The 14,112-nt window shown below is 61.2% G+C and carries 12 protein-coding genes and 1 pseudogene; 4 read left to right on the top strand and 9 right to left on the bottom strand.

Annotated elements, in window-relative coordinates; translation table 11 throughout:
* Positions 1-199 precede the first annotated feature (199 nt).
* Together AB4O08_RS22840 and AB4O08_RS22835 are read left to right on the top strand one after the other, a co-directional pair.
* Complete coding sequence (locus tag AB4O08_RS22840) at positions 200-1,063, top strand: LysR family transcriptional regulator (RefSeq protein ID WP_010209295.1); 864 nt, start codon at positions 200-202, stop codon at positions 1,061-1,063.
* A gap of 58 nt (positions 1,064-1,121) precedes the next feature.
* The gene (locus tag AB4O08_RS22835) at positions 1,122-2,126 is read left to right on the top strand and encodes a LacI family DNA-binding transcriptional regulator (RefSeq protein ID WP_045791863.1); all 1,005 of its coding nucleotides are present in this window, start codon (positions 1,122-1,124) and stop codon (positions 2,124-2,126) included.
* Here AB4O08_RS22835 and AB4O08_RS22830 read toward each other — a convergent pair.
* The 6 genes from AB4O08_RS22830 to AB4O08_RS22805 all read right to left on the bottom strand — a co-directional run bounded on the left by AB4O08_RS22830 (position 2,123) and on the right by AB4O08_RS22805 (position 9,085).
* Positions 2,123-2,848, bottom strand: coding sequence for an SDR family oxidoreductase (locus tag AB4O08_RS22830; protein ID WP_460114367.1), 726 nt, complete (start codon positions 2,846-2,848; stop codon positions 2,123-2,125). The genes AB4O08_RS22835 and AB4O08_RS22830 overlap by 4 nt on opposite strands.
* Positions 2,849-2,987: 139 nt before the next feature.
* Positions 2,988-4,520: an FGGY-family carbohydrate kinase gene (locus AB4O08_RS22825; protein WP_042572063.1), complete on the bottom strand. Its 1,533-nt coding sequence runs from the start codon at positions 4,518-4,520 to the stop codon at positions 2,988-2,990.
* A gap of 3 nt (positions 4,521-4,523) precedes the next feature.
* Positions 4,524-5,603, bottom strand: a complete 1,080-nt coding sequence (locus tag AB4O08_RS22820) for an erythritol/L-threitol dehydrogenase (RefSeq protein WP_010209291.1) — start codon at positions 5,601-5,603, stop codon at positions 4,524-4,526.
* A 28-nt stretch (positions 5,604-5,631) separates the two neighbouring features.
* Positions 5,632-6,624 carry an ABC transporter permease gene (locus AB4O08_RS22815; protein WP_010209289.1) on the bottom strand — a complete coding sequence of 331 codons (993 nt, stop codon included), beginning with the start codon at positions 6,622-6,624 and terminating at the stop codon, positions 5,632-5,634.
* Positions 6,590-8,098, bottom strand: coding sequence for a sugar ABC transporter ATP-binding protein (locus AB4O08_RS22810; RefSeq protein ID WP_010209288.1), 1,509 nt, complete (start codon positions 8,096-8,098; stop codon positions 6,590-6,592). The genes AB4O08_RS22815 and AB4O08_RS22810 overlap by 35 nt, the downstream gene beginning before the upstream one ends.
* A 63-nt stretch (positions 8,099-8,161) precedes the next feature.
* Entirely contained in the window at positions 8,162-9,085 is a 924-nt protein-coding gene (locus AB4O08_RS22805) for a substrate-binding domain-containing protein (RefSeq protein ID WP_010209287.1), read from the bottom strand.
* A gap of 294 nt (positions 9,086-9,379) precedes the next feature.
* On the opposite strand from AB4O08_RS22805, the gene AB4O08_RS22800 reads away from it, so the two are divergent.
* Both AB4O08_RS22800 and AB4O08_RS22795 read left to right on the top strand, forming a co-directional pair.
* Positions 9,380-10,057, top strand: coding sequence for a sterol desaturase family protein (locus AB4O08_RS22800; protein ID WP_044287419.1), 678 nt, complete (start codon positions 9,380-9,382; stop codon positions 10,055-10,057).
* Positions 10,054-11,154 (top strand): SMP-30/gluconolactonase/LRE family protein, encoded by a 1,101-nt coding sequence (locus tag AB4O08_RS22795; protein ID WP_044287420.1) that lies wholly within the window; start codon positions 10,054-10,056, stop codon positions 11,152-11,154. Before AB4O08_RS22800 ends, AB4O08_RS22795 begins: the two co-directional genes overlap by 4 nt.
* A gap of 48 nt (positions 11,155-11,202) precedes the next feature.
* On the opposite strand, the gene AB4O08_RS22790 is transcribed toward AB4O08_RS22795, so the two are convergent.
* The 3 genes and pseudogenes from AB4O08_RS22790 to AB4O08_RS22780 form a co-directional block, all read right to left on the bottom strand.
* Positions 11,203-12,645 carry a PPC domain-containing protein gene (locus AB4O08_RS22790; RefSeq protein ID WP_460114366.1) on the bottom strand — a complete coding sequence of 481 codons (1,443 nt, stop codon included), beginning with the start codon at positions 12,643-12,645 and terminating at the stop codon, positions 11,203-11,205.
* 125 nt (positions 12,646-12,770) lie between these two features.
* Positions 12,771-13,124, bottom strand: coding sequence for a hypothetical protein (locus AB4O08_RS22785; protein ID WP_010209282.1), 354 nt, complete (start codon positions 13,122-13,124; stop codon positions 12,771-12,773).
* A gap of 2 nt (positions 13,125-13,126) precedes the next feature.
* Positions 13,127-14,035 (bottom strand): annotated as a pseudogene (locus tag AB4O08_RS22780) (hypothetical protein).
* Positions 14,036-14,112: the final 77 nt, after the last annotated feature.

Here is a 14,112-nt window from a genome sequence, read left to right as displayed (position 1 = left end):
CGGCTGTCAGGCCGCCTTCGCAGGCAAGCCAGCTGCCACATTTGGATCGCGGGGCCACAGTGAGATTGTCGTCGGCTGTCGGGCCGCCTTCGCGAGCAAGCCAGCTCCCACATTTGGATCGTGGGGCCACAGTGAGATTGTCGTCGGCTGTCAGGCCGCCATCCACTACAATGCCCTCCATTCAACCCCGGGGGGCTTCATGGACATCGAACTGGCACGCACCTTCCTCGAAATCACCCGCTGCGGCAGCCTGGCCGCAGCCGCCGAGAAACTGCACGTCACCCAGACCGCCATCACCGCGCGAGTCAAAAGCCTCGAAAGCCAGCTAGGCAGCACACTGTTCGTGCGCAACCGCGCCGGCGCCAGGCTGACCGCCGACGGCGAGGCCTTCGTGGTATACGCCAACCAATTGCTGCAAACCTGGGAAGCGGCAAAACGCGACCTGCCGCTGCCCGATGGCTACCGCAACGTGCTGCATATCGGCGGCGAGGTCAGCCTGTGCAACCCATTGATGCTCGGCTGGGCCCAGGCCCTGCGTCAGCATCTCCCCGGCCATGCGCTGCGCACCGAAGTACGCGAAGGCGAGTACCTGTTGCGCCAGCTGGAGCTGGGCGTGCTCGACGCCGCGCTGGTGTTCCAGCCGCAGTACTGGCCGGGGTTGCAGGTGGAGCAAGTGTTGGAAGAAAAACTGATCCTGGTGCAATTGGTGAGCAATCCGGCCCCCTACGTGTATATCGATTGGGGCCCCGGCTTTCGCCAACAGCACGATGCCGCCCTGCCCGACAAGGCCCGCGCCGCGCTGAGTTTCAACCTCGGCCCGCTGGCGTTGCAGTACATCCTGGAAAACGGTGGCGCCGGCTACTTCCGTACCCGCGTGGTGCAGAGCTACCTGGACAATGGCGTGATGCAGCGCGTGCCCAAGGCGCCGGAGTTCAGCTTCCCCACTTACCTGGTGTATTCACGGGCGCGGGATTCGGCGGTGTTGCAACAGGCACTGGGGTTGCTGCGCGAAGTGGTCAAGGCTGAAAGTGACTGGTCGCAGCGCTGGGACCCATTGATTTGAATCACCCTCCCCCTGCGCGCATGCTAGCCTGCGAGTGTTTCCTTTTGCAGCCTTACCGATGAACAAGAAAAAGTCCGTCACCATCAGCGATATCGCCAAACGCGTCGGCATGACCACCATCACGGTGTCCCGGGCGTTGAGCAAACCCGACCTGGTCAAGCCGGCCACCCTGGCGCGCATCCTTGAAGTGGCACGGGAGATGGACTACGTGCCCAACGCCTTCGCACGCGGGCTCAAGCGCAGTGAGAGCCTGATCATCGGCGTGATCACCGCATCGGTGGACAACCCGTTCTACAGCGAAATGATCAAGGCGATTTCCCGCGAGGCCAAACAGCACGGCTACACCATCATGCTGGTGGACACCGATGAGCTGGAAGAACTGGAAAGCAAGGCCGTGGATACCCTGCTGGGCTACCGTGTGGCGGGGATCATCCTGTCGCCGGTCTCGGATGAGCCGAGCTATCAGCCCGACTACCTTGAACGCCTGGCCAACGGCAAGACCCCGGTGGTGCTGCTCGATCGCACGATCCATGACAGCCCGTTCAGCCGCGTGGTGCTCGACAACTACCACAGCGGCATCCAGGCCGCGCATTACCTGCTGCGCCAGACACCAAATCTCAAGCGCCTGCTGGTGCTGACCGGCCCCGAGCACTCACGTATCACCGTCGAGCGCCTCAAGGGCCTGCGCGAAGTGCTGGCCGAACACCCGCAGGTAGAGGTCGAGGTGCAGGCCGGCGACTACACTCTGATGCCCTCCTACCTGCACACCCTCGACTACCTGGCCGAACACTCGGCGCCAGACGCGATCATGGGCTTCAACCAGTTGATCACCCTCGGCGCCCTACGCGCACTGCGCATGCACAACATCGCCCACGACAGCCTGACCATCTGCGGCATCGACCGCCTGCCCTTCGCCGATATCTTTGGCGTGCCCATCGCCTGCGTGGCCCACGATGCGTCCCTGGCCGGCAGCAGCGCGGTGCGCCTGCTGCTCGACCGCCTGGAAGACCCGTTCAAGCCACGGGACAAGGTGGTAATCGCCGGCCAGTTGGAAAACGGCTAGCGACTGGTGTAACCGCCGTCGATGGGCAAGCTGACGCCACTGATCATGCTGGCGGCGCGACTCAGCAGGAACAGCACCGGCAAGGCCACTTCCACGGTTTGCGCAAAGCGCCCCAATGGAATGGCCGCCAGCGCCGGGTCACGCTTGGCCGGCTCGGACCAGGCCATGGCTGCCATCGGCGTGAGCGTCACCGTGGGGTTGACACTGTTGACGCGTATGCCAAAGCGACCCCACTCGGCGCATTGCACACGGGTGATCGCATCCAGCGCGGCCTTGGACGCGCAATAGCCAAGGTGATCGTCCAGGGCCACCAGCGAGGCCTGGCTGGAGACGTTGACGATGCTACCGGCGATCTGCGCTTCTATCATCTTGGCCGCCACGCGGCTGGCGACTTGCGCGGCGGCACGGGCATTAACCTGCATCACTTGGTCGAAGGCTTCGGCGCTGATGGCAGCGGCGGGCTCCAGGCGCGAAATGCCGGCGCAGTTGACCAGGCCATGCAGCGGCGGCAGGTCGTGCAGGGCTTTGTCGAGGGCGGCGCTGTCGGCGATGTCCAGGCAGAGGGTGTGGCAACCGAGTTGGGCCAGAGCTTGCGCGTCGCGGCCAAGGGCGAAGACTTCAGCGCCGCTGGCGATGAGCTGTTGGGCGATTGCGCGACCGATGCCGCTGCTGGCGCCGGTGACGAGGATACGGTGATGGGTGAAGTCGAAGGCTGCGTTCATGAATACACATCTCAAAAGCAATGAAGATCCCCTGTGGAGCGGGCTTGCTCGCGAATGCGGTGGATCCGCCAATGAATCTGTTGACTGACACACCGCATTCGCGAGCAAGCCCGCTCCTACATTTTTGGACTGTGTTGAATCAGTTGGTTTGCAGGTTATGCATGATCGGTTTCAGCGCGGGATACAGCTTCAAGTACTCGGCAAACGCCCGGTCATAAACCCCGACGTTTTCAACCTTGGGCTCCGCCCGCAGCGCCAATTGCACCCACCCTTTGTCCATCTCCCCATCACTCACCAACCCCACCGAATGCGCCGCCAACAACGCCGCACCCAACGCCGCCTCCACCTCCTGAACGATGGTGTACACCGGGTACTGCGTAATATCCGCGATGATCTGCATCCACAAATCCGAATGGCTTGCCCCACCCACCACAATCAAGCGCGGGTCCAGGGAATGCGCGCCACGGGTGCCCGCTTCGATGTTGTGCCGCAAGGCAAAACTCACGCCCTCCAGCACCGCGCGATACAGGTGAATGCGGCTGTGGTAAAGGTTCAAGCCGACAAAACTGCCACTGGCACGGTCATCCCAAACCGGACTGCGTTCACCCATCAGGTACGGCAGGAACAACAGGCCTTCGCTGCCCGCCGGGAGGTTCATCGCACGCTGCTCCAGCAGCACCAGGCTGTCCTGGCCGGTAACCTTGGCTTGTTGCTCTTCGGCCTGGCAGAACTGCTCGCGAAACCAGCTGACCGAGGCACCGGCCGTGATCGCACCGCCGAAGATGTACAGGTCGCGGTGGCCGTTGTAGACGTGGGGCATGCTGACCAAGCCGTGATGGGCGTCCACCTGTTGGTTCAGGTAACCCCAGCACATGCTGGTGCCGATCATTGCCACGTGGTTGCCCGGCTGGGTGACCCCTGCGGCCAGCGTGGCCATGGCAGCATCGACGCCACCGGCAAGCAACGGCGTGCCAGCTTGCAGGCCCAGGCGTGTTGCCCAGGTGTCGAGCAGGCCACCCACCACCTCCCCTGAATACACTAGCCGCTGCGGCATCATTGTCTGGGGAATGCCCAGCGCATCCAGCATCTCCCCCGACCAGTCACGCGCCTTCACGTCGTAGACACCGCCGATATTGCCGGCGCTGCTATGGTCCACCGCCAACTCCCCGGTGAGGCACCAATTGATATAGCTGTTGGGCGGCAACAGGTAGCGGGTGTTCGCCCACACCTCAGGCTGGTGCTGCTTGAGCCAGAGCATCTTGGTGAAGCCATAGTAGCTGTCCACCGAATTGCCGGTGATCGCGAACAGCCGGTCCAGGTCAACCTGCTCGCGTACCCAGGCTACCTGCTCGCCGGCGCGGCGATCCATCCAGATCAGGCACGGGTGCAGCGGCGTGATCTGCGCATCCACCGCAATCCCCGAGCCGCCGTACAGGCTGCTGATGCACAATGCCTTGACCTGTTCCGCCGCCACGCCGGCCTTGGCCATGCACTGCGCCACACAGGCCTCGACCGCATCCAGCCAGACCTGAGGCCATTGCTCGGCCCAGCGCACTTTCGGGGTATCCACACGATACCCCTGGCTGTGCTGGGCGATGATCGTACCTTGACCATCCACCAGCAGCGCCTTGGTGCTCTGGGTTCCTATATCGACACCCATCACGTAGTTCATTTTTCAGACCACCGGCTTCAACAGCACCTTGATCGACTTGGTCGAGTTCGCCAGCTCGAAGGCTTCGGCCCAGTCGTCCAGCGGGAAGTCATGGGTAACGATGCCCTTGGACGTGACCAGGCCGCGCTCGAACAGGTCGATGGCGATCGGGTAGCAATACGGCCCGAGGTGGGCGCCGCGTACGTCCAACTCCTTGCGATCGCCAATGATCGACCAGTCGACGCTGGTCTCGGCACCAAACACGCTGAACTCGACAAAACGCCCGAGCTTGCGGATCAGGTCCAGCCCCTGGGTCACGCCGGCCGGTACGCCGGTGGTTTCGATGTACACGTCGCAGCCATAGTTGTCGGTCAGGCCATTGATGATCTCGCGGGCGTTGTCCCGCGACGGGTTGATCACCACATCGGCGCCGAACTTCTTCGCCAGTTCCAGGCGCTCGTCGACCATGTCGATCACCACCAGTTTCTTCGGCGTCTTCAACGCAGCGACCTGGACCATGCACAGGCCAAGGGTGCCGGCACCGGCGATCACCACCACGTCATCGAGCTGGATATCGCCGCGGTTGACGGTATGGATGGAACAGGCCATCGGTTCCACCAGCGCCGAGTCTTCCAGCGACACCGACTCGGGGATTTTATGCACGATGGCGGTCTTGGGAATCCGCATGTACTGGGCCATGCCGCCTTCGGCCACTTCACGCTGGAAGCCGAAGATGTTGTGCACTTCGCACATCCAATACTTGCCCGACTTGCAGAAACGGCACTTACCGCACGGCACGATCTGTTCGGCGATCACCTTGTCGCCCACCGCGACTTCGAAGTGCTCTTCGGCGCCCTCGCCCGCTTCCACCACATAGCCGAAAAACTCGTGGCCCGGCACCACCGGCGCCTTGACCCACGGGTTGTCGCCGCCCCAGAACATCGCTGCGCCCGAGTGGCACTTGCAGTCACTGGCGCATATGCCGCAGGCGGCGATGCGGATCACCAGTTCATTGGCGCGTGCCTGGGGTTTGCCGATGCGTTCCAGGCGATAGTCTTTGGGGCCGTGGCAGACGACGGCTTGCATTTCGGTGTGCTTGTCCATGGTGTCGAGTCCTGTTCTTGTTAGGAGTTTATTTGTGGCGCTGACGGCTGATAAAAATCGCCAGCAAAATGATCCCGCCCTTGATGACGCTTTGGACGTAGGGCGAAACGCCAAGCATGTTCAATCCGTTGTTCAACACGCCGAGCAGCATGGCGCCGAGCAACGTACCGACGATCACGCCGCGCCCGCCGGCAATCGAGGCGCCGCCGAGCACCACCGCAGCAATCGCATCCAGCTCGAACGACACGCCGGCATTCGGCTGGCCACTCATCAGGCGTGAGGTGAGTACCAGCCCGGCAATCGCCGCCGTCAGGCCGCTGATGCCATACACCAGCAGCTTGAAGCGCGCTGCGCGCACGCCGGACAAACGCACGGCTTCTTCATTGCCGCCGATGGCGTAGATGTAGCGGCCGATGCGTGTGTGTTGCAGCAGCACATAGGCGACCAGGTAGGTGAGCAGCATGATCAGGATCGGCACCTGGATGCCGAACAGGCTTTCGCGGCCGAAGAACGCAAACCAGTCCGGCAAACCGGAAATCGGATAACCGTCGGTGTACATCAGGCCCAGGCCACGGGCGATGCCCATGGTCGCCAGGGTGACGATGATCGGCGGCATGTGCAGGTAGGCCACGAACAAGCCGTTGCCGATGCCGAAGGCCACGCCGATCAACATGCCTGCGCCAATCGCCAGGCCCGGCGGCAGCCCCGCGACCATCAACCCGGCGGTGAGGGTGCCGGACAAGGCCATCACCGGCCCTACCGACAAATCGATGCCGCCGGTGAGGATCACGCAGGTCATGCCCACCGCGATGATCGCGTTGATCGACACCTGGCGGGCAATGTTCGACAGGTTGCTGGCAGTGAGGAAGGTGTCGCTGGCAAGGATCATCACCAAGGTCACCACCACCAGCCCCACGAACGGGTAGAAGGCCGGCGAGCGCACCAGCCGCGCCAGGTTGAGGCGCAGCCGGCTGCTGTCGCCGGTACTAATGGACGTATTCACTTGAGCCCCCTGTTGCATGGCGCATGACCTCTTGAGGATTGACGGCGGACGCTTCGAGTAGCTTGACGATGGCGCCCTTATGGAACACGGCGACCCGGTCGCACATGCCGATGATTTCCGGCAACTCGGAGGAAATCATGATGATTGCGTAGCCCTGCTCGGTAAGGCTGCGCATCAGTGCGTAGATCTGCGCCTTGGCCCCCACGTCGATGCCACGGGTGGGCTCGTCGAACACCAGCACATCGCAGTGGTGGTTGATCCAGCGCGCGATCACCACCTTTTGCTGGTTGCCGCCGCTGAGGTTGAACACCCGGCTTTCGCTGCTGGGAGCCTTGATCGACAGTTGCTTCATCAGGCCCTCGACACTGGCGCATTCGCGGTTTTTGTCGATCAGGCCCGAAGCGTTCTGGTATTTGGGCAGGTTGTTCAGCGAGATGTTTTCGCGAATGCTGAAGTCGGTGATCAGCCCTTCGCTCTTGCGGCTTTCCGGCAGTAGGCCGATGCCATGGGCCAGCGCCTGGGCCGGGTCGTCGAGGGTGATTTTCTCGCCGCGCAGCCACACGTCTTTGCTCACCGACGGCAGCGCGCCCATCATGCCCAGGGCCAGTTCGGTGCGACCGGAACCGACCAGTCCGGCAAAGCCGAGGATCTCGCCCTTGTGCAGTTGGAAGCGGTTGTGGGGCCCGTTGCGCACCAGCTGGATATCCTTGACCTCCAGCAACAGCGGGCCGCGTTCGCGGGTCGGTTTGGGCGGAAAACTGCATGCCAGGCGACGCCCGACCATCATCTCGACCAAGTGATCGATATCACTGTCGGCCACATCGGTAACGCCGACATTGCCGCCGTCGCGCAACACGCTGATGCGGTCACACACCTGGAAAATCTCCTCCAGGTGATGGGAGATGAAAATCACCGCCACGCCCTGGCGCTTGAGCTCGCGCATGATCTCGAACAGCAGTTCCGCCTCACTGGGCGTGAGGGTGGCGGTGGGTTCGTCAAGCACCAGCAGGCGCGCATCCAGGGCCAGGGCCTTGGCGATCTCGACAAACTGCTGCTCGGCCACGCTCAGGTGCTTGACCGCACATTGCAGGTCGATGGTCACGCCCAGGCGCTTGAACAAGGCCTCGCTGGCCTCGACCATTTCGCGCTTGCGCAGCAGGCCGAAGCGGTTGCTCAGCTCATGGCCGAGGAAGATGTTTTCCACCGCCGTGAGGTAGGGGATCAGGCTGAATTCCTGGAACACGATGCCGATACCGGCGGCAATCGCATCGCGATAGGTCGCGAACTGCTGCGCCTGGCCATCGATCAGGATCTGGCCCTCGTCTTGATGCTCGACGCCGCCGAGGATCTTCATCAGGGTCGATTTGCCCGCGCCATTTTCGCCGAGCAAGGCATGGATCTCGCCGCGCTCGACTTGCAGGTTGATGGACTTGAGGGCCTGTACGCCCGGGTAACGTTTACAGATGTTTTCCAGCTTCAGAAGACTGCTCATACCGCCGACCTCGTATTCAGAAGGATGACCTGGGCCCCACGGATTGTGTGGGGCCTGGGTGATTTACCAGCTGAAATCCTTGGCTTTGGCCTGGTCGATCAGGGTGATGTCCACCGGGAGGGTGGCCGGCACCTGCGCGCCCCACTTCCTGGCCAGGGCAATGCCCAGGGCGAGGCGGATCTGATCGCGGGGGTATTGCGCCGAGGTGGCAATGAATTTGCTGCCGGGCTTCTGGATCGCCTTGATCGCTTCCGGTGCACCGTCGACGCTGACCAGTTTCACGTCCAGGCCGCTGGCTTCGATGGCCGAGAGCGCACCGAGCGAGCCGTTGTCATTCACGCTGAAAATGCCCTTGAGGGTGGGCTGGGCCTGCAACATGTTCTCGGTGACGGTCAGCGCCTGGTCACGCTCCTGCTTGCCGTTCTGGATGCTGACAATCTTGATGTCCGGATGCTTCGCCACGGCCTCCTTGCAGCCGCGCACGCGCTCGAGGATGGGCACCACGGCGATGCCGTCGAGGATCGCGATATTGCCTTTGTCGCCGATGTTCTTGGCCAGGTATTCACAGGCCTGGAAGCCGGCGTCGAAGTTCTTCGAGCCGACGAAGGAATCCAGCGGGCCGTCCGCCTGGGCGTCCACCGCGACGACCACCACACCCGCAGCGTGGGCAGACTTGACTGCCGATTGCACGCCGACCGAATCCGTGGGGTTGATCAGCAGGATATCGATGCCTTTTTGCAGCATGTCTTCAACGTCACTGACTTGCTTGGACACGTCGTGGCGGGCGTCGGTGATGATCAGTTTCGCGCCGATGGTCGCCCCGGCTTCTTCAAGGGCGTTTTTCATGGTGACGAAATAAGGGTTGTTGATTTCCTGGAAGGACGCGCCGATACGAATCGGCTTGGCAGCGTCGGCAAAAGCAGGAGCAGCGGTGCCGAGGGTGATGCTTACAGCCAATAAACACAGGGTTTTCGGAAGCATTTTCATGGCGTGGTTCTCTGTTTTGTTTTTATTGTTAGAGCAAATGTTATCGTTAACATTTTGCCAAAAGCTAACAAGTAAATTCGGCAGGCGCAAGGGGCCACTGGTCGGTCGCGATCGAAATGTAGGAGCGGGCTTGCTCGCGAATGCGATGAGCCAGTCACCCAATGGAGTGCCTGACACACCGTTTTCGCGAGCAAGCCCGCTCCCACATTAGATTGGTGTACCACGCAAAAACTCGCACAAATTCGAGTACCAACTAAGCTCACTCTCCAACAAAAAGCCGCTGAGCTGCCCGCCATGGCCCACCCCACCGAAACCTTTCGCGCCCGTTACCGCGCCAACGTCGCGCCCCACTACAACCCCTGGCTCCACGCCAGTTTCGTGTTCGGCTACGGCGTTGCCTGCATCACCCTGGCCTGGTCATCCACTGCCCATATATCCGCATTGCAATGGCTGACCGTGCCCGCGACCCTGGTGTTCTTCAACCTCTGCATCTACCTCGTACACCGCCACCTCGGCCACCACAAACACGCCTTGGCCCGCCTGTTCTACGCACGCCACACCGGCGACCATCACAGTTTCTTCACCCCCGGCCACATGACCTACGACAGCCCCCGCGACTGGCGAGTCATCCTGTTCCCGGCCTGGCTGATCGTGCTGCACAGCCTGGCAATCACCCTGCCCGCCTGGTGGTTGCTCAATCAATTGAGCCCCAACGTTGCAGGGCTGTTCGCCGGGTGCATGATCCTCGGGTATTTACTTTACGAAGTGTTTCACGCCTGCGAGCACCTGCCCGCCGAGCATCCGGTGGCGCGCTTGCCGTGGATCCGCCAGATGCACCAACTGCACGCCCTGCATCACCGTCGTGAACTGATGCAGGGGCGCAACTTCAATATCGTCCTCCCTTTGATGGATTACCTCTTCGGTACCCTGCACTGGGAACCGAGCACCCCGGACAACCAGGAATCGTCATGAGCACCCGTCCAAAAAAACTGCGTCATCTGCTGTTTGTACTGTTTCTGGCGGTGATCGCCTTCCTGCTGTTGATGCCCACTAAGGTGCAACCGGTGAATTGGACACCGCCCAAGGCTCCGTCGATGAAAAGCGGCCCTTACGCCGAAAACCTGCGCCTCAAGGGCGTGCAGAGAATCGGCGCCCAGGACATCGCCGGCCCCGAGGCCTTGTTGCTGGATACTCAGGGCTACCTGATCAGTGGTTTGCATGACGGACGCATCATCCGCACCTCGCCCGACAGCCGCAGCCTGGAAGTATTGGTCAATACCGGTGGGCGGCCCTTGGGCCTGGCGATGCACCCGGATGGACGCTTGATCGTTGCCGACGGGATCAAGGGCTTGCTCGCCCTGGATGCCAAGCGCCAGCTCACCACCTTGAGTACCAGCGCCAACGGCGTGCCCTTTGGCTTTACCGATGACGTCACCGTAGACGCGAGCGGGCGTTATGCCTACTTCAGCGACGCGTCGAGCCGCTGGGGTTATGGGCAGGACGGTGAAGCGGTGATCGAACATGGCGGCGATGGTCGGCTACTGCGTTATGACTTCAGCAACGGCACGACCGAGGTGCTGCTGGACCAGTTGCAATTCGCCAACGGCGTTGCCTTGGGCCCGGATGAAAACTTTGTGCTGGTGAATGAAACGGGCGCCTATCGCATCAGCCGTTACTGGCTCAAAGGCGAGCGCGCCGGTACCCATGACCTGTTTCTCGACAACCTGCCCGGACTGCCGGACAATCTCAGCTTCAACGGCCAGGACCGCTTCTGGGTAGCGCTGTACTCACCACGCAATCCCTTGCTGGACAGATTTGCCGGCTATCCATCGCTGCGCAAAGTGATGGTGCGGGCGCTGATGGTGGTGCCCAAGCCTATCGAGCACAAAGCCTTTGTGCTGGGGTTGGATACCGAAGGCAAGGTCATCGCCAACCTGCAGGATGGCAGCGCGGGGAACTACTCGCCGATCACCACCGCGAGGGAGTACGGAAACTGGTTGTACCTGGGCTCGCTGACGAGCACGAGCATGGCGCGCCTGCCGTTGGACCTGGCATTGGCGGGTGAATAAAAAAGGGGCAGCCTCGTCAGGCTGCCCCTGCTTACTTACACCGTTGAATCAGTGGACGATGTTCTGGGTGCAGATGTGCCCGAAGGTCACGTAAGGCACGTTCTCGCCCCCCACGCCCACACCCGGGAACTCGTCCAGCTCGATACGCCAGCCGCCGAAGTTGAAGGTGGTGTCCCAGGTGTAGGTGACACCGGTGCTGCTGTCCGGGTACTGCACACGGTTATCGCCGAAGCACTCACCGATACCGGCACTCGCCTGGGATGTGCCCGCACTGTTGGTGGTGGCCTTGAAGTCGGTCCAGTGGAACTCGGCACCGTCGAAGCGTTTGTCGATGCGCAGGACCGGCGTGACACCCAACAGCGGTGCGCCCGTGGAGTCGGACCAGTTGGTGGTCCAGTTCACCGTACGTGCGGCCTGGGTCGCCATCCAGAAAATCGACGCGGGTACACGCACGATATTGTCGCCCTTCACATCCGATGTGTTCAGCCGCGGCGTAGAGCCCAAGCTCAACTGGTACTGCTTGGTCGGGTCTTGTACCGCCGCCGGGTTGGCCCGCACACGCACCTTCACGGTAGTGCCCGGCGTGACACTCGGGTAGGTGGAGGTCGAACCGGCAGGGATGGTGACCCAATTGACGCCATCAAAACGGTCGAAGATCCATTGGTTGCGACTGCCGCTCGCGTCACCGGCCAGGTACATGCTCACGCTTTGGCCACGCACCGCCTTGAAGTCGAAGTAATCGACATCGTTAGCGTTGTCGAGGTTGCCGGTCACCTTGTTCATCGAGTCCGGCAGCACAAAGGCGGTTTGCGGCGAGTCATTGGGCTCGTAGGCGTCGATGTTGGTGTCCACCGCCACGCCAAAGCTGAACTGGGAGTTATTGGCAACCTTGGCGACCATGTACCAGTAGTAGTCACCAGCCGGCAGCACACCGTTGAGATACTCGTCGGCATTGCCCGCCGCATCCGAGGAACCCACCACGCTCAGGTTGCCCTGGCCGTCGTCCTGAAACAGGGTCAACGACATGTCGCTGCCCGCACTCTGGTTGACCAGTTGCACCTGGATCCGCGCGTTCTCAGGCAGATTGAAGTGATAAGCGAACTCTTCACCTTGAGCCACCCCGGTGATGGTGTACAGCGTGTTGATATCCAGAGTCGGGAACAGGGGTACGAAGGTCGCAACGGCAGCGCTTTTCAGCTCGGCCTGGCCGGGCTTTTTCAACTCGCCGACCACGGTGTTGAAAGGCGCGGATTTGACGGACTGAGTGACAGCCTTGGACTGGCCGGTCTTGGCCGCCTGGAGTTTTTGCTTGAGGCTGGCCGGGACCTTCGCCGCGTCCAGCTTGCCACCGGATTTGAGCGCTTTGTCCACGGCCTGCTTGACCGCTTCGGCGCTGAGTTTCTGAGGGGTTTGCTCGGCCAGGGCAAAGGCCGAAACGAAGCAGGAGGCTGCCATGGCTGCGCCCAGCATAAAGGCTTTTTTCGATTTCATTTTTTATCCATCCATAGTTAAAAAGTGAAGCTCAGGTGACATCCGGTCACCTGGGATGGAATGTAGGACAGTACTGGATGGATGTACAGCACTATTTCAAATAAATGTGTCGCCGAAAGGGCAATCTAGAGCCAAGTGAACCAGAGCCCCCAGTAGGCAGCCAAAAAAAACGCAAGACGATACAACCCTACCGCCCACCGCTTGAGTGCTATGGGTATGGAGGCCAACTCTGCCTCAGTCACGAACCTGTCTTTCACATGTCGTTTTGGCGTTGTGAGGAGACTGATCATGAGGCACATGCGATTAAATCTAGCGAACCGCTGATTTTCCCAGCGTTGCAGAAGTTTGCGTACCTCTGCGTTTTCACTGAAGTAACTTTCCAACTCGTCGAGTTTTGTGCGCGTGGCATAAAGCACCAGCCCCACGACAACAAACGTCCCAATCACCATCACGATGGTGTAGGCAAAAAACCCTGACATTGTTAAGCCACCTCTGGTTGAAGGATCAAATCACCCTCCATCTCGATGACCTTGCCGCCTAGGAACTTGCCACCGTCGCCACCTAGATTGCCTCCTGCATACCCGCCAGCAGCGCCCCCAACGATTGCGCAGGTCAGAGCACCGCTTCCTCTCGTCGCGACACCTAAAAAAATGGTGCATGCACGACGAGTTAGCTCAGCACCCAACACGCCTCCCCCTGCACGCCCCCCATAAACGTCCCCGTCTCCACATACTTCGCCCTTCGACACTGTGCCTCCCGCCTCGTCACACACGCCTCCTTGATCTCCAACCCCGCCACGCCCACGTCCAAGGCCAACCCCACATAAGTCCCTCTGCCCACCACTTCGATGTCTGCGCTGTCTCCCGAATCCGCTTCGCATACCCCGCGATCTCCCCCTTGTGCAAATAGCTCTTGGTCGAAATCCCCAGCACTTTCTTCAACGACTCATTGCCCTGCAACCCCGCACCAACCCGCGCCGCACCTTGCAGTCGCTGATGCAACCGCTCGATGTCCTCCAGCGTTTGCGCCACTTCATTCAGGTGCCGCGCCCACGCCGACGTCACGCTGCCGATGCCAATCGAGCCATTCGCCATGAAACTCTGCAGCAAGTCATAGTTGTCGATCACCGCTGCGCCGCCCGCTGCACTCATCTCCAGGTGGCGACGCACCTCTTCGGCATGACGCATCAACCACGCTTCCTCGACCGAACAATTCACGCTGTGGCCGTCGGGGACAATCACAGTTGCCCCGGCGCCACCAGGCCGGGCCGCAGGTGCCGGTTCAACACGTCAAAATGATCGGAGCGCGGTCGACTCAGGGCGCCGCCCATCACTCGATTTTTCAAACTCTGATAGTCCGTCGCGCGGTCATTGATAAAGCTCTGCTCCATGCTTCACATTCCCGATGCGATGAAGATGGCGTCGAAATATAAGCAAGCGCCTACGCCCCGGACACAAGTCCAGGGGG

The organism is Pseudomonas sp. H3_E07 (assembly GCF_054668895.1).
The sequence above is the reverse complement of the archived record's forward strand: the minus strand, read 5'-3'. Positions and strand labels throughout refer to the sequence as shown.

Coding starts and splice junctions, on each gene's coding strand:
- AB4O08_RS22840 (WP_010209295.1), top strand. CDS start 200: ATGGACATCGAACTGGCACGCACCTTCCTCGAAATCACCCGCTGCGGC.
- AB4O08_RS22835 (WP_045791863.1), top strand. CDS start 1,122: ATGAACAAGAAAAAGTCCGTCACCATCAGCGATATCGCCAAACGCGTC.
- AB4O08_RS22830 (WP_460114367.1), bottom strand. CDS start 2,848: ATGAACGCAGCCTTCGACTTCACCCATCACCGTATCCTCGTCACCGGC.
- AB4O08_RS22825 (WP_042572063.1), bottom strand. CDS start 4,520: ATGAACTACGTGATGGGTGTCGATATAGGAACCCAGAGCACCAAGGCG.
- AB4O08_RS22820 (WP_010209291.1), bottom strand. CDS start 5,603: ATGGACAAGCACACCGAAATGCAAGCCGTCGTCTGCCACGGCCCCAAA.
- AB4O08_RS22815 (WP_010209289.1), bottom strand. CDS start 6,624: ATGCAACAGGGGGCTCAAGTGAATACGTCCATTAGTACCGGCGACAGC.
- AB4O08_RS22810 (WP_010209288.1), bottom strand. CDS start 8,098: ATGAGCAGTCTTCTGAAGCTGGAAAACATCTGTAAACGTTACCCGGGC.
- AB4O08_RS22805 (WP_010209287.1), bottom strand. CDS start 9,085: ATGAAAATGCTTCCGAAAACCCTGTGTTTATTGGCTGTAAGCATCACC.
- AB4O08_RS22800 (WP_044287419.1), top strand. CDS start 9,380: ATGGCCCACCCCACCGAAACCTTTCGCGCCCGTTACCGCGCCAACGTC.
- AB4O08_RS22795 (WP_044287420.1), top strand. CDS start 10,054: ATGAGCACCCGTCCAAAAAAACTGCGTCATCTGCTGTTTGTACTGTTT.
- AB4O08_RS22790 (WP_460114366.1), bottom strand. CDS start 12,645: ATGAAATCGAAAAAAGCCTTTATGCTGGGCGCAGCCATGGCAGCCTCC.
- AB4O08_RS22785 (WP_010209282.1), bottom strand. CDS start 13,124: ATGTCAGGGTTTTTTGCCTACACCATCGTGATGGTGATTGGGACGTTT.